General features: G+C 45.8%; 15 protein-coding genes. 3 read left to right on the forward strand and 12 right to left on the reverse strand.

The window, feature by feature from the left end:
* Positions 1–95: 95 nt before the first annotated feature.
* The 10 genes from MHN00_RS04540 to MHN00_RS04585 all read right to left on the reverse strand — a co-directional run bounded on the left by MHN00_RS04540 (position 96) and on the right by MHN00_RS04585 (position 11,137).
* On the reverse strand, positions 96–1,916 hold the full coding sequence (locus MHN00_RS04540) for an insulinase family protein (RefSeq protein ID WP_239300431.1): 1,821 nt from the start codon (positions 1,914–1,916) through the stop codon (positions 96–98).
* A 74-nt stretch (positions 1,917–1,990) separates the two neighbouring features.
* Complete coding sequence (pqqE, locus tag MHN00_RS04545) at positions 1,991–3,151, reverse strand: pyrroloquinoline quinone biosynthesis protein PqqE (protein WP_187447316.1); 1,161 nt, start codon at positions 3,149–3,151, stop codon at positions 1,991–1,993.
* Positions 3,141–3,530 carry a pyrroloquinoline quinone biosynthesis peptide chaperone PqqD gene (pqqD, locus tag MHN00_RS04550; RefSeq protein ID WP_014999502.1) on the reverse strand — a complete coding sequence of 130 codons (390 nt, stop codon included), beginning with the start codon at positions 3,528–3,530 and terminating at the stop codon, positions 3,141–3,143. The genes pqqE and pqqD overlap by 11 nt, the downstream gene beginning before the upstream one ends.
* On the reverse strand, positions 3,530–4,285 hold the full coding sequence (gene pqqC, locus MHN00_RS04555) for a pyrroloquinoline-quinone synthase PqqC (RefSeq protein WP_014977366.1): 756 nt from the start codon (positions 4,283–4,285) through the stop codon (positions 3,530–3,532). Before pqqC ends, pqqD begins: the two co-directional genes overlap by 1 nt.
* A gap of 2 nt (positions 4,286–4,287) precedes the next feature.
* Complete coding sequence (gene pqqB / locus MHN00_RS04560) at positions 4,288–5,208, reverse strand: pyrroloquinoline quinone biosynthesis protein PqqB (protein WP_039225988.1); 921 nt, start codon at positions 5,206–5,208, stop codon at positions 4,288–4,290.
* Positions 5,209–5,456: 248 nt separating this feature from the next.
* Positions 5,457–7,316, reverse strand: coding sequence for a leucyl aminopeptidase (locus MHN00_RS04565; protein WP_239300433.1), 1,860 nt, complete (start codon positions 7,314–7,316; stop codon positions 5,457–5,459).
* Entirely contained in the window at positions 7,313–8,095 is a 783-nt protein-coding gene (locus MHN00_RS04570) for an ABC transporter permease (protein WP_015068005.1), read from the reverse strand. The genes MHN00_RS04565 and MHN00_RS04570 overlap by 4 nt, the downstream gene beginning before the upstream one ends.
* Positions 8,095–8,817, reverse strand: a complete 723-nt coding sequence (locus MHN00_RS04575) for an ATP-binding cassette domain-containing protein (protein WP_239300435.1) — start codon at positions 8,815–8,817, stop codon at positions 8,095–8,097. The genes MHN00_RS04570 and MHN00_RS04575 overlap by 1 nt, the downstream gene beginning before the upstream one ends.
* Positions 8,808–9,791 (reverse strand): PQQ-dependent catabolism-associated beta-propeller protein, encoded by a 984-nt coding sequence (locus MHN00_RS04580; protein WP_239300437.1) that lies wholly within the window; start codon positions 9,789–9,791, stop codon positions 8,808–8,810. The genes MHN00_RS04575 and MHN00_RS04580 overlap by 10 nt, the downstream gene beginning before the upstream one ends.
* On the reverse strand, positions 9,788–11,137 hold the full coding sequence (locus MHN00_RS04585; RefSeq protein WP_239300439.1) for a hypothetical protein: 1,350 nt from the start codon (positions 11,135–11,137) through the stop codon (positions 9,788–9,790). The genes MHN00_RS04580 and MHN00_RS04585 overlap by 4 nt, the downstream gene beginning before the upstream one ends.
* 184 nt (positions 11,138–11,321) lie before the next feature.
* On the opposite strand from MHN00_RS04585, the gene MHN00_RS04590 reads away from it, so the two are divergent.
* The 3 genes from MHN00_RS04590 to pedF all read left to right on the forward strand — a co-directional run bounded on the left by MHN00_RS04590 (position 11,322) and on the right by pedF (position 15,111).
* A complete protein-coding gene (locus tag MHN00_RS04590) occupies positions 11,322–12,230 on the forward strand; it encodes an ABC transporter substrate-binding protein (RefSeq protein ID WP_239300441.1) in 909 nt (302 codons plus the stop codon).
* Positions 12,231–12,530: 300 nt separating this feature from the next.
* Entirely contained in the window at positions 12,531–14,318 is a 1,788-nt protein-coding gene (locus MHN00_RS04595) for a PQQ-dependent methanol/ethanol family dehydrogenase (protein ID WP_014977357.1), read from the forward strand.
* A 295-nt stretch (positions 14,319–14,613) separates the two neighbouring features.
* On the forward strand, positions 14,614–15,111 hold the full coding sequence (pedF, locus tag MHN00_RS04600; protein ID WP_239300443.1) for a cytochrome c-550 PedF: 498 nt from the start codon (positions 14,614–14,616) through the stop codon (positions 15,109–15,111).
* Positions 15,112–15,235: 124 nt separating this feature from the next.
* Here the strand turns inward: pedF and MHN00_RS04605 are convergent, their stop codons facing one another.
* On the reverse strand, positions 15,236–16,264 hold the full coding sequence (locus tag MHN00_RS04605) for an alpha/beta hydrolase (protein WP_239300445.1): 1,029 nt from the start codon (positions 16,262–16,264) through the stop codon (positions 15,236–15,238).
* Positions 16,265–16,476: 212 nt separating this feature from the next.
* On the reverse strand, positions 16,477–17,409 hold the full coding sequence (locus tag MHN00_RS04610; RefSeq protein WP_044583767.1) for an AEC family transporter: 933 nt from the start codon (positions 17,407–17,409) through the stop codon (positions 16,477–16,479).
* Positions 17,410–17,518: the final 109 nt, after the last annotated feature.

Here is a 17,518-nt window from a genome sequence, read left to right on the forward strand (position 1 = left end):
ATACTTTCAGTATTGCCTTAACCATTCCCTAAAAATATCCTCCTTAAGTGGGAGGAAGTATCATAAATTGGTAGCAGTGTTTTTTCCCGAATTCCCTACGAGAGAATCGATAAAACCTTATGACACCAGTTTTCACGCTCTGTGATATTTGTGTCGCTGGCACCAAATAGAAAAAGGTTATTTTCATAGGTTGCAGCGCCCAGTGCGTAGCATTCCCCCGAGGTTCTTGGTTGCCAGAAAAGGTGGTGTGCCAGTACCGCTTGTAGTCTTGACTGTTGATAGAACGCGATGCGATACACCCAGTGCGAGGCCAAATAACCAGAAGCAGGGTTTTGAGAAGCCGACTCTAGAGTTATTGAGGGCGATGGAGTGGAAAACGGCGTTAAATGCAAAGCAATGTGTTCAGCGTTAAAGCGTTTCAAATTGGTGGTATTGTTGGCGAGTGGCTGCAATAAACGTGGAAGTGCAGGCAAGTGCTCTAACGCAATAAAATGTCGGTATTTAGAGGTAAGACGCGGCACTAAAAGTGACTGGTCGCTATTGGAAGCGCTGGCTTGCGCGGAAAATCCCTTACGTGCCTTTTTAATCCGCTCGCGAGCGATTGACTTTTCAGGTGAAGGTAGAGGCCGCAAATAGGAGAGCGATACCTTATTAGCACTCGCCAAATAAGCGCTTTTGGTGGCACAATCTTTGGCGGTACACTTGTTCGAATCCAACGCATCTGTTAGTTGCGCAAAATAGCGAATAGCCGCCCCCACACCATCTGCGTGTTTATCAGTGTCTGGCATTGGCTTTGAAGGTCTAATATCAAATGAGGCAAGACACGCGGATACCACATGTTTTAGTTGTCGCAGCCTTTTATCATTATCATCGCTCACGAGCTTGTGTGTCAGATTTTGTGAAAGCTTTGGAAGTGCTTCTATCGAAAGCTCGCTTGCTACTTCCTTCATCGCTTCGTTTGTGACGAGGCGAATTGCAAAATTGCCTTGTTGATTGATTTCGGGGTCGATAAATAAAGTGTTTTTAAGGCCTGCTACGGTGCTAAGTGTTGCTTCTTGCTGTAGTAAACCATTTAAAAAGCACTGAGGAAACCACCAGGTTAATACATGCCTTATTGATTCGTTTTCGCCTTTTATTGTTTGTGCATCAAGAGAGGCTTCTTTGTCTAAATGTGAGTGTTCACGTTGAGATGCGTGCTGACTCAGAGAGGCGCTTCTGTTCAGTGTTGATTCTTCGCTCAAGGCTGTTTCCGCGCTCAGGGCTGTTTCCACGCTCTGCGCTTTCATTGCGCTCAGGGCTGTTTGCGCGCTCAGGGCTATTTCTTCGCTCACGGCTGTAACAACCTCCTTGCACTGCTCAAAAAAGTGGGCTGAATTACTATAAACCAGCGTGGTGATATTGCTTGGCTGATACCACTGGCGTTTGTAGTCTTGAAGCGCTTGAATGCTGTTGCTGCCTATGGTTTGTGTAAAACCACCCGCGTGTTGATAGGCATTTTTATTGGTATCGGTTAATCGAATAGCGGCGTTTAATGCATAGTCGCTGTTTGTCTCTAGCATGGCGAGCTCGTTAAAAATAACCCCGTCACGCTCTAAGATAACCTCATCGGTACCGTAATCCCGGTTAAGCAGGCCACAGTACAGGTAATTTACAGCATCAAGCAGCACGTTCGCTTTTTCAGATGAAGCGAAAAAGAAGGTGTACTCGGCGAGTGTGGTAGCGTTAATAGTAACAGGCAGAAGTGTATTGGCCGTAAAAAGCTCGTGGGCAGCAGGGTATGGGTGAGAGCGTCGAAAGCTCATGTGCTCAGCTAAATGAGACAACCCAGTGTGGCCTGCTGCAGGGGTTTTTAGCGCAAAAACAACGCTATGTACTTTTGACCCAGAGCCGGCATCAATGAAATGAAATTCAGACATACACTTTTATCATTGCGGTTTAACGGTATCTCTTTTTGTTTCGTACTTATCGCAGCCCATTTATTTCCTAGTACTTACCTCGTAGCACTTACTTCTAGAATGGGAATCGGCTTTTCCACCTTCCGATACTGTAGTGCCTTCGACGGTGCAGTACCTGCTTTATCGGTAATGCCTTTCATCAAATGGTGATCGGGCGACTTGCTGCAAACCGGATCCGTCTTATACATATCACCTGTTAGCAGGTAGGCCTGACATCGGCAGCCGCCAAAGTCTTTATCTTTTTCATCGCAGTCCCTACAGGGCGACGGCATCCAACTATCGCCACGGAAATGATTAAAGCTAAAGTCTTGGTGCCAAATATCGTGCAACGAGCGTTCTTTCACATTAGGAAAACGAAGGGGCAATATCTTTGCACTGTGACACGGAAGGGCACTGCCATCTGGCGTTACGGTTAAAAACGTTGTGCCCCAGCCATTCATGCACGCCTTAGGGCGAGATTCGTAGTAGTCGGGCGACACAAATATGAAGGTTGGCCCTTTACCGTTTTGCTGCGCTCGGTAGCGGTTCACTGCGGCTTCAGCTTCCTGTAGCTGCTGTGAGGTAGGTAAAAGATGGTCTCTATTTTCATAGGCCCAGCCGTAATACTGCACGGTAGCTAGCTCGACAAAATCAGCGTTCAGCTGCTCGCTGAGCGCCATCACGTCTTCTATTTCGTGAATGTTCTGCGCGGTAATGCAGAAGTTAAGCACCATAGGATAGTTGTATTGTTTTACCAACTTCGCAATTTTAAGTTTTTGTTCAAATGAGTGACGCTTGTTGCCTATTAAGTCGTTGACTTCAGCATTGGCTGCCTGAAAGCTCAGCTGAATGTGGTCAAGGCCGGCTTCTTTGAGTTTGGCAATACGTTTTTCTGTCATGCCAATGCCAGAGGTGATCAAGTTGGTGTAAAAACCCAAAGCCCGCGCATAAGCGACCAAGTGCTCTAAGTCTTTTCGAAGCAATGGCTCTCCGCCAGAAAAGCCCAATTGCACGGCGCCCATTTCCCGCGCTTCACGCAGCACACGCTCCCAATGCTCAGTAGAGAGCTCATTAAATGTTTCTTCCATGTTTACTGGGTTTGAGCAATAGGGGCAATGCAATGGGCACTGATAAGTAATTTCGGCTAGGAGCCATAGCGGAGGCGTTATGCTATTTGGTTCGTCGGTTTGTAAATCAACGTCTGTATTATTCGTCATAGCGGATCCACTTCTTTTGCTCGGCATGGACCAGAAATGCATGAACATCTTCTTCTAAATCTTCAGGTGCATCAGGGAACGCTTGGCGAAGCTCAGCACAAATGGCATTTTCCGTATTGCTGCCATCTACTCGCTTAAGAATTTCTGCCGCAGAAGGATTAAGTTTGATCATTCCTTCGGGGAACAACAAAACATAACAACCCTGAGCTTTCTCGTACTGCATGCGAAAAAGCGGATTTAAAGAAGCTGTTTTGTCTCTTGTGCGGCCGCCCTCGTTGTTGTGACTGCTGCTATTTTCAATGTTATCTTCCACGTTATCAGCACCGACGCTATCAGCATCTAAGTGGTGTTCGGTTTGCGATTGTAAATTCGACATCATTAAAACCTCCCTTTATGGCACACCCGCTGGTCGGCAATACCATCAAACGGCTTTCTCTTATATTCATAGGCAAAGCAAATGGCATCAGCAATGCTCCACAAAATATCAATTTTGAACTGCAGTATATTGAGCGCATGTTCTTGCTGTTGTCGGGTAACAAAGTGGTCAAGGGTAATCTGCAGGCCATGCTCTACATCACGGCGCGCCTGGCTTAACCGCATTTGAAAGTAGGTAAAGCCTTCACTATCAATCCATGTATAGTGCCTAGGCCAGGTATCTAATCGGCTTTGATGTATTTCAGGGGCAAACATTTCAGTTAACGATGAGCAGGCAGCCTCTTCCCACGACGCGCGGCGGGCAAAATTCACATAGGCATTTACTGCAAACTTAACCGCTGGTAACAGGTGGGTTTCATCAAGTAATTCACTGCGGTTCAAGCCTACCGCTTCGCCCAACCGCAACCAGGCTTCTATGCCGCCCAGTCCGTCTTCACCTTCCCGTCCATCATGATCGATTATTCGTTGGATCCAGGTTCTGCGAACCGATTGATCTTCGCAATTCGCTAAAATTGCCGCGTCTTTAACCGGTATCGCCATTTGATAATACAGTCGGTTGGCCACCCAGCCCTGAATTTCATCAACGCTGCAGTGTCCTTCATTCATACGTTTATGAAAGGGGTGATGAATATGGTAGTAAGCGCCTTTTTCTCTCAGTTTTTGTTCGAATTCTTGTCTAGACCATGCGTGTTCTGTCATTACTACACCTCAATTTCCATACCGTCGTAAGCCAATTCAATGCCTTGCTCACACAGGCTGTGATAAGCACTGGAATCTTCGTCAAGCACGCGATTTGTGTTGTTGATATGAATTAGTACTTTACGCTTAACGTTAAATTCATTTAGCAGCGCAATGGCTCCGCCCTTTCCATTAACCGGCATGTGTCCCATATCAGTGCCCAGCTTGTTGCTAAAGCCGTGATCTATCATTTCTTCATTGGCCCACAGCGTACCGTCAAATAGCACGCAGTGGGATTCGCGCATCACCTGTTTTACTGTGTCGTTTGCCTGCATACATCCCGGCGCGTAAAAAAGCACGTTGCCCGTGGTGTCGTCAGTTATCTTCAGGCCGATATTGTTGCCCGGCACAATGTTGTCGCGATACGTCGAGTAAGGGGGCGCATTAGACTCTAATACCACGGGTTGGAAAGTCAGGCCTTCTGCCCCCTTTGGTACAAAGCGTTGATGATAATCGGTATTAATTGAATGCTGCTGTAGTCCGCCGTGCCAGTGTTTTAATACGGTAAAAAGCGGGAAGCTGGTGGTTAGGTCTTCGGCCACAACATCGGTACAATAAACGGGAAGGGGTAAGCCTTCGCGCAATGTTAGCAGGCCTGTAGTATGGTCTATTTGACTGTCGGTAAGCACAATTGCGCTTATGCGTGTGCCGCGAGACACATGGGCGTCGGGCCACAGCTGCGGATGGCTATTTATCTGCTCCCTTAAATCGGGGGAGGCATTAATGAGAACCCAATTTTTACCATCGCTACTGACAGCAATGCTCGACTGTGTTCTGCCTTTCGCCTTTATTTTACCTTCGCGTAAACCCTTACAATTGGGGCAGTGGCAGTTCCATTGCGGAAATCCACCCCCGGCGGCAGCACCAAGAATCAATACGTGCATAACAACTCCATACTACAAGTAAAAAAAGGCTGCATCGGCAGCCTTTTTGTTCATCATCCCAGAGGGCGTTGCCTAGCGGTTATTGATGTAAAGAGTTACTTCAAAACCAAGGCGCATTTCTGTGTATTGGGGTTTAGTCCACATAATTGTTCCTCTTCTTTATGATTAAACGCATGACTGAGTATATGTTGAATATGTGTTAACAGATATCCTCCTAAGGGAGGAGAACTGTCATGAATTTTGATGATTTATTGATTATTTTTGATTGCGCAGCTGCTTAAGTAAGATAACAGCAAAGGAATAGGGCGGCCGGTCGCCGATAACGATTTGGTGTAGGTAAAAGCGGTTCCTGCTACATCGAGGTGAGCCCACGGCGTGCCGTCAGCAAAGCGAGAGAGAAAGCAGCCTGCCGAAATAGCACCGGGAGAGTTTATACCCGTATTCATCATATCCGCATGTTGAGAGGTGATGGCGTCTTGATATTCTGGCCACAGTGGGAAAGGCCAGCACCTGTCGTTAGCCTGTTCACCCGCTTCAACTAACGCACTTTCAAGCGCTGGAGCGTTGCTAAAAAGCGCAGTGGCTTTGTACCCCAGTGCGCTAATAGCCGCGCCGGTTAAGGTTGCAATATCAATAATAACCGAGGGGGAGAACTGTTTCGCGTAGCTGATTGCATCGGCCATAAGCATACGCCCTTCTGCATCGGTGCTCATGACTTCCACGGTTTTTCCTGAGTGCATAGTAATAATGTCACCTGGGCGATAGGCTTTGCCATCAATTGCATTATCGGCGCTCGCCACAATACCAATAATATTTATATTTAACCCCAGTGTGGCAACCGCCTGAATGACGCCCAATACGCAGCCAGCGCCTGCCATGTCGTAAATCATATGGCGCATATCAGGGCTGCGTTTTAACGTTATGCCGCCGCTGTCAAAGGTTACACCTTTGCCAATTAACACTACTGGCGGTGAATTCTCTAAACCTTTGGCTGTATAGCGAAGAATAGGCATGGTGGCAGCAAACTGTGAACCTGCATTTACCGCTAAATACCCGTTCATGCCTAACTGCTTTAGCGCACTTTCATTGAGGATATCGCAAGACACCGTATTAAAGGTTTGCGCCAGATGCAGAGCTTGTTCGGCCAGATAATCTGGCGTACATAAGTTGGCTGGCATGTGGGCGAGATCTTTAGCCCACGTCATCGCGTCATTAAGGGCTGATTCATAGCGGATAGTGTGTGAAACGAGACGCTTTTGCGCTTTATTAAAATGCTTGGCATCTAATGCAAGAGACAGCGTGCCTCTAATATCAGTTGCTTGGTTAATTGCTTCATTAGTTGCTGCGTTTTTTTCAACACTAGTTGCGTTGTTGTTGCCATCGCGGGCTCGACTGCTAGAAACCGAACGATTATTCGTCTTATAGCCCTTAAAGTGATAACCGTGCTTGAAATAGCTTCTAAGTAGCGCACTCAGAAATGGTGAGTGGCTTGCAATGGTGTTAACAGGGTCACTGCTTGCTGTTTCAGTGGTAGAAAGCGCCATAAACGACAGTTTTTCCAAGGTTACCGACACGCTTTTAAGCTTTTTAAACAATGCATCGAACTGCTGTTCTAAGTAGCGAAATGCTGGCGCGTTAGTTTGCTTCAATTCACTAGTGATTTTCGAATAAAACGCGGAGTTTGAATCGCTAGCGTAGCTTGAGCGGTTAACCATGGAAGGGTCATTAGTTTTAGATAAAGTCGAGGCACGGCTAGAGACGTTGGGTGCATCTGACGCTTCAAAAAGCGCAAAATCGACACCATAAAACAGCACCCGTTTTACTTCAGCTAATTGTTGGCTAATTTTGTTTTTTCCGCTGTTTTCAATGTCTGGGATGTAACTTGTTTTAAACGCCTTAAGGCCTTGTACGAATACACATTGGCCTTTATTTCCTGCAAAACCTTCATCGTCAAAAATCTGCTCAATGTATGTCTTAGCGGGTGTTGAAAAGTGAAAGAGTTGGCTCGCCAACAACGTGGATGTAGTTAAAATTAGTAAGCAGTCACTATCGTCTAACGTTTCAATTTTATTGCTTTCATTAGACCAGGTTAAGTTTGCTTTTATCACGAGAAGCGCCCTTTTGAGGCTTTGGGGCGAAAGCTTCTCACAGCGAAAATAAAAGTGATAGCCGTAAGACAAAGTACAACGGCAAGCGCGTTGTGTTCGAGTTTTTCATAGAGCGCAAATCGCAGTAATTCTACGCCGCTACTAAAGGGGTTAAAGGCGCAAATCTGATACAGCCATTCGCTGGCCTCACGCATTTTCCAAAGCGGGTATAGGGCGCTTGATAGAAAGAACAATGGGAAAATGACAAAGTTCATGACCCCGGCAAAGTTCTCTAGCTGCTTAATATAGTTTGCTAGTAATAATCCTAACGAACCTAAAAACAATGACAGTAGTGCAATAACAGGCAACGCATAAACGTATCCCAACGCAGATAGGCGTACATCTAGTAAAAGCGCAAAGGCAAAGAAGATGTACACCTGAATAGCGCTTACCAAGGTGTTGGCTATAAGCTTACTGCCTAGCAGAAAAGGGCGGGGAACCGGGCTTAACAGCAGTACTTTCATGCTGCCCATTTCTCTGTCGTACACCATGGACAGTGAACTTTGCATACTATTAAAAAGCACAATCATGGCGGCAAGCCCAGGTACAATGTACTCTTCGTACAAAATATAACTCTCGTAAGGCTCGGTCATTGAAAGACCGAGGGCCGAACGAAACCCTGCGGCAAAAACAAATAGCCAAAGCAGCGGGCGCACCAATGCACTTAACAGGCGTGTACGTTGCTGCCAGAACTTCAGCATCTCTCGGGTAAGTACGCCCACAAAACAGCGCCAATACATCAGGAGCCTTCCTGCATCAAATGCTGCCAAAGGTGCTCAATATCTTGTTGATGATACTTGGCTAACAAGGCTTCACATTGGTTGTGGGCTAACACTCGTCCTTTTGATAAGACTATCAAGTTGTTGTTGTGCTTCACTTCTTCAAATAAATGCGTGGCCCACAGTACACTTACGTTTTGCGAATGAGCGAGTGCTTGTACTACCCGCAAAATAAGATGACGGGATTCTATGTCTAAGCCAACGGTAGGCTCGTCTAATAGCAGCAAGGATGGCTTGTGAATAAGGCAGCGAGCTAACTCGACCCGACGTCTGTGCCCGCCATTTAAGTTGCGAACTTTTGTGTTGAGCTTACTCGTAAGATCGAGCTCGTCGAGCAGGCCTTGAATATGAGATAGCGAGCTAGTGGTACTTATGCCGTGGAGCGAAGCAAAGTAGGACAAATTTTGTTTTACTGATAAGTCGATATCTAAGGTACTTTGCTGAAATACCACGCCCATTTTCGCCATAATACTTGTGCGAGATTGAGACAGGGTAGCACCATCAAAGGTAATGCTGCCTTGCGTGAGTTTTTGAAGGCCCGTAATAAGCGCAAATAAGGTACTTTTGCCTGCGCCATTTGGCCCAAGCAGCATGGTTAAGCCTGGTTTTAGGCAAAGATTTATATTGTCCAGCGCGTGGTGGCCGCCGTACTGATGTGAAACCGCTTGAACCGCTATTTCCATTTAACCGCCACGCCCCAAGGGTAACGCCCCACTTTTACCGTATGCTCTACGTTTAACGTGTGAGTATTGATGACAGAAACATCACCGCTTACACCGTTAGTGGTCAGCAATAAAGACTGATCTTGGTTAAACGCTAATTGCCACACTCGTCGCCCAACCAAAATGTAGTCTTCCACTTCAAAGGTATCGGTATTGATGACCGCTATGCGATTCGCTGGGCCAAGCGCCACGAAGGCGTAGGGCTTATCTTTCATAAGCACAATACCCACTGGCTGAACCTTGTCGCGATAAACGCCTTTAATGGCAAAGGAAAGGGTCTTCACTTTTTGCTTTGTAGCAGTATCGAAAATACTGACGGTGCCACCTATTTCCGAGCTTACCCAAAGGTACTTGTCATCTCTGGTAAAGTGAGCATCTCTGGGTCTTGCATCAACCAAGCTATTCGCAATATTTTCGTGCGTTTGGGTATCTATCCAGTGCACCATGTTAGTGGTTTCTGATGTGACTACCATCATGCTGCCGTCGTGACTCACTGCCAGCCCCTCAGGCTCTACGCCCACATCTATCTGAGAAATGACCTGAGCCGTTGGAATGTCGATAACAGTAAGAAGGGCATCGTCTTCATTAGCTGTGTAAATAGTGGTGCCGTTAGGATGTAATGCTATGGTTTCAGGATCTGCACCTGAGGGAAGATCGCCCACTATGGAATGGGTAGACAAATCCATAATTTGAATGCGATCAGCATCAGAGGCACAGATATACGCGTGGGACTGGTCTGCACTTAAAATAAACCCTCGGGGTCGCTCTCCAACCTCGATAGTTTCAACCACATCAAATGTCGTCATATCAATGACAGATAGCGTGTTGTCTTTTTCGTTAGTGACATACGCTTGAGGAAGTGCAAAGGCTTGGGGAAGTGCAAAGGCAAAGCTTGCCATTAAACTGCCAAGCAAGAGTGCAAAGCGATAGCTCATAACTTGTCCTTACAGGTAGTGTGTGTTGCGCCTAATGTGTCCAGTTCGTTGGTTTGGTGCAAAAAGCCTTCAAGGGGCGCATGAGTCACCAATGCGTCTTCGTGGGCCAGCGCAATAGGCTGACGAAATTGGTGGGTGTAGGGGCGAATAGAAAGAGGGCGGCCTTTATAGGCACCCAGCGTGTAGTGGTCGCTAAGCAAGGTTTTAAGTATTCCCTGCTGCGTTAAATCGCTTCCTTGCTGCGCAGCATTTGCCACCGCCGTTACCGCAAGATACGCGGCGAAGTCGACTTCATTCATGTGTCTGTTAAACCCGTCGTTAAAACGGCTTTGAAGCTGACGGGCGCCCCATTGTTCGTGGGTAAAGTGCCAACCTAGTGCTTTTAGGCCGGCAGCGCCTACCACAGGTACGGGATAATAGGTGTTAAAGGGTAGGCTATACGCGAATTGCGCCGCGCTATCGGCGGTAAAAACGGCCTGATAGGTTTCTCTTGTTCGCGTAAATTGAGGAATTTCAGCAAAGGCAGCCCTGCGTAAATCAAAACTGTCCTGCCACTGTTTAGTTTCAACAAGTGAAAGCTTAAATTTTTTAGCGCTGCGTTTAAACGCGGCTAGGTATGCAGCATCGTCAGCGGTTTTTCCGTAAACTGCAAATATCTCGTCAATACGCTTAGTGCGAAACCACTGGGCTAGCGCGTCGGCTTTCATCTGATAACTGGGGTTTGTATGAAACAAGGGCAGGCGACATGAATTTTGTCTCAGCAAATCATCGCTATTAGCTACGTTAAAAAATACGGCATTAGGAAGCGTGCGTTGTATAGTGGCAATCAACTGCTCAATTGAGGCAGCCTTTACCTTATCACTGCTTCGCATGTCCAGTAGTACAACGGGTGCAATGTTGCCTTGCTGATTGCTGCTTATTTCTTTGTGATTTGCGTTAGCACTTGATCTAGAGTGCTGGTGTGTTTTAGCTAAAGAAGCTTGTAGTTCGCCGATAGAAGGCACACTGATTTCAGTTAACTCAAACTGATAACCAAGAAATTTTCCCGTGATATTGGCATCCTCTATCGCCACACTTGCGCCAGCTGTCCCCTCATTGCTGGGGGACTTTAAATAGTCTGGTGTGCCTGGTGGAGATGTGCCTGCAACTTTTATGTAAATGACCACAATAGTGGCAAAAGAGGCCTGTGGTGCAGCTTGTTGAGCATGTGAAGGTTGCGCTTCATTAAACGCGAGCGCGCTGTTTAAAAACGACAACAGAACGCAGCAAAAAAGTGACGCTACACACTTTTGATAACGCTTACCGGTTAATCGTCTTTCAACCGTGCTTTTTACACCCTTTGCCATATACCACCCCGAGCTCAGCTGCATGCTTTTGCTGATATCTGTTTGTCTGACATAAGGGTATATGGCAATTTTCCCGAAGAACATCCTCCTAAAGGAGGAATGCTATGGCGCTAAAGTAGCATTAGTAAAATCACGCTAACCCCTTAGTATGCTTAAGAAGTTCGATTGAATAAGTGGGTAAGCTGTGCAGTTAGTTAAACCTTTTCGAGTTATTTTCATTTTACTCTGCCTGATAACGGGTTCTGCGCTTTCTGCGTTCGGGGAAGCAAGATCGTTAGACGATATTAAAGACAGCGGTTTAATTAGAATTGCGGTGTACACCGACTATCCTCCATTTTCATTTATTGAAAACGACAGCCCCACTGGAATTGATATTGATATCGCCCGTGAAATCGCGAGCGCCCTTGGTGTTGAGCTAGAACTGATATGGATGACACCAGGTGAAACGACAGAAGACGATTTCAGAAATTACTTATGGAAGGGCCATATTATCCACCGCATTAAGGCCGATGTGATGATGCGCGCGCCTTACGACCCCAGTTTTTCTCAAAAACGTGACGACGTGGGCTTATTGGTTAATGAGCTTGTTCATATGCTTGCCCCTTATCAGCGTGAAAGCTGGCAAATCATTCACAACACGCACACCTTGCCCGAAGTGGAAACCATGGGCATGTTTCAGTATCACACGATTGGTGCGGAAATAGACAGCATTCCCCACTTTTACTTAACGTCAGCGTTTGGCGGCCGATTGCGAGAAAAAACATCGCACTATGGCTCAAACGCAGAAGCGTTTGACGCAATGAAAGCAGGAACCGTCGAAGCGGTAATGGGATTGCGCTCGCAAATATCCTACCTCAGTCAGTTTGTTGATAATGAGCAATATCGCCTTGCAAGCAACGCGTTTCCGCTCATCGGAAAGCAAAAGTGGGACATAGGACTTGCTGTTCATACTAATTATCGCGCACTAGGCTATGAAATTGGTGATGTAATTACGCGAATGGTGGTAGAGGGTGATATGCAACGGTTATTTGAGAAATACAAAACTATTTACGAGATGCCGCCTTATTTTGCGGGGAATGAAAGTTCAGAATAAGATAATTCAGTATAAAAGCATGTGACCAATAGCGTTCAGAGCGATAGTACATTAGGCAATAACTCTATGGCCAATTGCCTTCTCACCTCTAGCGCCGTTATCAGTCACGCATTAGTTTAAAAAGACGTGAAAGCGTAAAGGTGTTAAACAAAAGGGAAAATAGCCCTTCATTCCTCCTCCTAAAGGAGGAGTCAAATCACTCCGCTGTTGCATAGGCATCAACATCCCCCCTAGCTATGCTAATCCTAACGAATAGTCTGAAACAGACCATTTATGGCCTACATGCAACTAGGAACCGTTATGAATAATAATATGCCAATTAAAAAACTTGCCCTATCTATGCTGGTTTGTGCAAGTGCGTTAACTCCTGTCCATGCTGTTGTCACCGACAAAGATATTCAAAATGACCACGTTACCACTGACGACGTAGTGACGTATGGAATGGGCTTGAAAGCTCAGCGCTACAGCCCGCTCACCGCCATTAACCGCGATACAGTAGAAGAAGTACGTCCTGTGTGGGCGTTTTCATTAGGTGGTGAAAAGCAGCGGGGTCAAGAATCGCAACCTCTGGTAAAAGATGGTGTGATGTATGTAACCGGATCTTACTCTCGTGTGTGGGCCATCGATGCGAGAACTGGTGAAGAGCTATGGCAGTATGAGGCGCGTTTGCCCGACGGCATTATGCCTTGCTGTGACGTGATAAACCGTGGCGTTGCGCTTTACGATAACCTGGTCATATTTGGCACCTTGGACGCCAAGTTAGTAGCACTGGATAAAGACACGGGCAAAACCGTTTGGAAGAAAAAGGTTGAAGACTATCGAGCGGGCTACGCCATTACTGCAGCGCCTATCGTAGTTGACGGAAAAGTCATTACAGGGATTTCCGGTGGTGAGTTCGGGATCGTCGGTAAAGTGTATGCTTACGACGCGAAGTCTGGCAAACAGCTATGGGTTAGACCTACCGTTGAAGGGCACATGGGGTACTTATGGAAAGACGGTAAGAAAACCGAGAATGGAATCTCAGGTGGCGCGCCAGGTAAAACATGGCCTGCTGATTTATGGAAAACCGGTGGTGCAGCAACGTGGCTAGGCGGTACTTACGACTCAGATACAGGCTTGCTATTTTTCGGTACGGGTAACCCTGCACCGTGGAACTCTCACCTACGTCCGGGCGATAACTACTTCTCGTCGTCGCGCTTAGCTATCGACCCTAATACAGGCAAAATTGTGTGGCACTTCCAAACCACACCACACGATGGCTGGGACTTCGATGGCGTAAACGAGCTTATCTCGTTTGATTACCAGGAAAACGGCAAGACAGTGAAAGCGGCGGCAACCGCCGACAGAAACGGCTTTTTCTACGTCCTTAACCGCGAAAACGGTGACTTTATCCGCGGCTTCCCGTTTGTTGATAAATTAAACTGGGCAAAGGGACTGGATGAAAAAGGTCGACCTATCTACATTGAAGAAAATCGCCCAGGAAGCCCAGCGCAATCAGCTGATGGTAAACAAGGTGCACAGGTTGTCGCTCGCCCTGCGTTCTTAGGTGGTAAAAACTGGATGCCAATGGCCTATTCCAAGGATACTGAACTCTTCTATGTGCCTTCAAACGAATGGGAAATGGATATCTGGAACGAGCCTACCTCTTACAAGAAAGGTGCAGCGTACTTAGGTGCTGGTTTCACCATTAAATCAGTGAATGAGGACTTTATCGGCGTACTTAAAGCGATTGACCCTAAAACAGGTAAAACCGTTTGGCGCTATAACAACTTCTCTCCACTTTGGGGCGGCGTGTTAACTACAGGTGGTGGTCTGGTTTGGACCGGTAACCCTGAAGGTTATCTGATGGCCTTTGACGACAAAACTGGCGAAATGGTTTACAAGTTCCAAACTGGCTCAGGTATTGTTGGCTCTCCAGTGACATGGGAGATGGATGGTGAGCAGTACATCTCTGTACTATCAGGATGGGGTGGCGCAGTGCCATTATGGGGCGGTGAAGTTGCAAAACGCGTGAAGCACTTCAACCAAGGCGGCACCGTGTGGACGTTTAAATTGCCCAAGCGCTATCAGCAGGTGGCAAAAAACTAACCTTAGATGAGCAGTAAACAGTGATTAATACATGGCCAGCGCCTAGGTGCGCTGGCCTTTTTTTCTTCACCTATTCATTTACCTGTTGGCAAGGTAAGTCTTCGTCATTCTTATGGGCGTTATTTCGACTCTGACTTTAGCACTAACGTTGAAGCAGCAATTGTAAAGCTTGCGAATTCAGTGGCTATCATTGTGGCCTCCTACCAAAGGAGGAGCCTTTCAAAACCAAAGTAGAGTTACCCCTTATTTCCTCGTACGTATACTTAATTCATAGTCTTTTGAGGATGTATGAATTATGAAAACAAAAATATCGATGTTGTTTGCGGCACTCGTGGTAACTGGCTTGTCTGGCCACGTGCTTGCACATGGAAATGTTATCCCTCAAGGAGCAGATAGCTCAGCTATGCCGCCAATCACTGATGGCGATGAGTCTGAAAATGGCTGGGTGTTTGAAAACCCATATCGAAGCATTGATGAAGAAACCAAAACGAAGGTCATCAAGTTTGGTGAGTCAGCTTATGCAAATAACTGTGCAGGTTGTCACGGCTTGCACGCGCAGTCTGGTGGAATAAACCCAGACCTTCGAGAACTCGACCCAGAAAGTTTTGAAGACGACGAATGGTTCGTTGAGCGCTTGCGTTTTGGCTCGGCGAAAGGCATGCCTGCACTTGGCGGTATTCCTGAAGGTCAAACCGATCCTATCTTAGACCAAGAGACACTTTGGGCTATTAAAACCTACGTTGAAGCACGTCGCGTTGTGGCCATTGAAGAGGGTGAGATCGAAGCAGATTAGGGCGACGTCTGTTACGCCTTTTTCGCCGGGTTAACGTCGAGTTACCCGGCGCTTTTAATTTTAGCTAATACTCTGATTATTAAATATTTCTTTAATAATCTATTTGCCTGCTTAACGGGGGCATTTAGTTTTTCTGCTCCATGTGTGTAAAGGCAATAGTTTTTAGGAAAACAGGTGCAAAACTTTCAAAATCTTCAATATGGGGTAAATGTCCCAATCCTTCTAGTTCAATTACATTAATATTGTTATTTCGTAATTTAACTTCGCCACCTAGCTTGTCATAGCGACCTAATTCTCTAGAAACCCCTTCTCGTTTGTTTGCTCTACCAGGCGCAGTGCGATCACGTGTGCCCAATATGAGCGCAGTAGGAAGCGTTAAGGCGTTAAACTCTTCTACAACGGGCTGAGTGAAAATCATGTCGTAAGTTAGCGCATTTACTCTGGCTAACGTTGTCCAATCAGGCCCATTTATCCAGCCTTGCAGAAATTTGGCGTGTTGCGCAAATGCGTCATTCCAAGTGCCATCGTAATAGTTTTTTGTTTGATAGTTGACTATCATTTCTGGGGTCTTTTTTAGCTCACTTTGATAAACTTTTTCAATGTCGGTATACGATTGATAAAGAAGATAATTTTCGAGACCAATTGGGTTAATTAACACCAATTTTTCACTGGTATCAGGATAGAGTAAAGCAAATCGCGTAGCGAGCATTCCGCCCATTGAATGACCCACAATAATGCTTTTTTCAATGCCTAGAGAACTTAGTAATTGCCGAGTATTGTTCGCTAGAGTCGCAAAGCTGTACTGATATTGAGTGGGTTTTGATGATTTTCCAAACCCTATTTGATCGGGTATAAGTACGCCGAAGCCGTGGCTTTGTAATAGCTGAGCGGTAGTTTTCCAATACGCGCCGTTGAAATTTTTACCATGAAAGAGTGTTACTACAGTTTTTCCCTTTTTTGGGGGTAAATACATGTAGGCCATTTCGAGCTGTTGTCCTTGGGAAGCTAACTCAAATAGGTTTACTTCAAACGGATAAGGCATCGTAGTAAGGCGCATATCAAAGGACAAGTCTTCTTGTGCTGTTACAACAGAAGGCCAAGAAAATAAGAAAATGATGCCGTAAGCCAGCGCAGTTTTAACATAACTATACATAAACGAAGCTCGGTTGAAATAACATGAATACGTACAAACACTATGGCATGTATCGCGTTCGCTAGCTAATACCAATCGCTGAAACACGATGATGTACATTAACTCAGCGATGTATATGATTTTATTTCATTTAGTAGCGATAAAAAGATAAGACATTTGGGGTTAGTAAGTGATTATCTTGCACGAATAAAGAAAAAGTACGTGGTTTTCAATTAAACGAGTTGATATTTATGGAGTAAGCCAAAAGCAAGCGCAGTGATAGGTAGAGACAATAAAGTGCTTATCGCGATTATGCTAGCCGCTAAGCGGTAGTCTCCTCCTAGATTTCTTACCATGACATAACTTGCAGCAGCAGTGGGAGAAATAGCCATGAGAAGAACAATGCCTAACTCCATTCCCCTAAACTCAAATAAATAGGCCATAGAAACTAAGACCATTGGATAGATGGCACACTTACTTATTGTACTTATTGTTATATTTAACCAGTCGTTTGAAAAGGAGCGAAACTGTAGTGAAGCTCCTGTACAGATAAGTGCTAGCGGTAGTGTGAGTTGGGCGAAATACTCCCCTGTTTTTATCAGTGTACTTGGAAGCTGCCATTCGAAATAGGAAAAGGGTAGTGCCGAAGCAATGGAAAGAATTAGCGGGTTTTTCGCCATGCCAGTAACTTGACCCAACAAAGAACGCGACGTGCCTTGATAAAAATTAAGAACAAAGACAGACAATACGTTAAACAATATAGTAATACACCCCATATAGACCGAGGCTACAGCAAGCCCTTCTTGCCCATAGGTATTGGCACAATAAGCAAGGCCAATAATGCCCATATTGGCTCTGAAACCGCCTTGTACAACCACACCTCTGGCTTTGTACGGATGTACGGTCAGATGAGAGGTAATCATCAGAGCGGCAAAAACAATGAGCGTGCCCATAACTCCAACGCCTATCAGCGATAGGTTGGCGGCTTTAGAAAAGTCTGCTCGCGCTATCGATAAAAATAATAGCGCAGGGAGCGCAACGTTAAATACCAGTTTAGATCCAGCTTCTATAAACCCTTCATTGAGCCATTTAATGCGAAAAAATAGCCATCCCATTAACAGAAGGATCAAAACAGGAATTAGCGTGCTGGTAATAAAACTAAGCATAAAAGATACGTAAGCCTTTACATGTGGAAACGAAACAACATAAAAACGCATTTGTAGAATATTGATGAATTTAACCTATTCACAAACGGTTTTGATAAGCGTAACTTAA

This window comes from Alteromonas sp. Cnat2-8, from assembly GCF_022348355.1.
In the GTDB taxonomy this organism is placed as follows: domain Bacteria; phylum Pseudomonadota; class Gammaproteobacteria; order Enterobacterales; family Alteromonadaceae; genus Alteromonas; species Alteromonas macleodii.

What these genes read in the sequence shown, in the direction of transcription:
- MHN00_RS04605 (WP_239300445.1), bottom strand. Translation starts at nt 16,264, where the DNA reads ATGTATAGTTATGTTAAAACTGCGCTGGCTTACGGCATCATTTTCTTA.
- MHN00_RS04595 (WP_014977357.1), top strand. Translation starts at nt 12,531, where the DNA reads ATGAATAATAATATGCCAATTAAAAAACTTGCCCTATCTATGCTGGTT.
- pqqD (WP_014999502.1), bottom strand. Translation starts at nt 3,530, where the DNA reads ATGATGTCGAATTTACAATCGCAAACCGAACACCACTTAGATGCTGAT.
- MHN00_RS04570 (WP_015068005.1), bottom strand. Translation starts at nt 8,095, where the DNA reads ATGTATTGGCGCTGTTTTGTGGGCGTACTTACCCGAGAGATGCTGAAG.
- pedF (WP_239300443.1), top strand. Translation starts at nt 14,614, where the DNA reads ATGAAAACAAAAATATCGATGTTGTTTGCGGCACTCGTGGTAACTGGC.
- MHN00_RS04575 (WP_239300435.1), bottom strand. Translation starts at nt 8,817, where the DNA reads ATGGAAATAGCGGTTCAAGCGGTTTCACATCAGTACGGCGGCCACCAC.
- pqqC (WP_014977366.1), bottom strand. Translation starts at nt 4,285, where the DNA reads ATGACAGAACACGCATGGTCTAGACAAGAATTCGAACAAAAACTGAGA.
- MHN00_RS04580 (WP_239300437.1), bottom strand. Translation starts at nt 9,791, where the DNA reads ATGAGCTATCGCTTTGCACTCTTGCTTGGCAGTTTAATGGCAAGCTTT.
- MHN00_RS04610 (WP_044583767.1), bottom strand. Translation starts at nt 17,409, where the DNA reads ATGCTTAGTTTTATTACCAGCACGCTAATTCCTGTTTTGATCCTTCTG.
- pqqE (WP_187447316.1), bottom strand. Translation starts at nt 3,151, where the DNA reads ATGACGAATAATACAGACGTTGATTTACAAACCGACGAACCAAATAGC.
- MHN00_RS04540 (WP_239300431.1), bottom strand. Translation starts at nt 1,916, where the DNA reads ATGTCTGAATTTCATTTCATTGATGCCGGCTCTGGGTCAAAAGTACAT.
- pqqB (WP_039225988.1), bottom strand. Translation starts at nt 5,208, where the DNA reads ATGCACGTATTGATTCTTGGTGCTGCCGCCGGGGGTGGATTTCCGCAA.
- MHN00_RS04585 (WP_239300439.1), bottom strand. Translation starts at nt 11,137, where the DNA reads ATGGCAAAGGGTGTAAAAAGCACGGTTGAAAGACGATTAACCGGTAAG.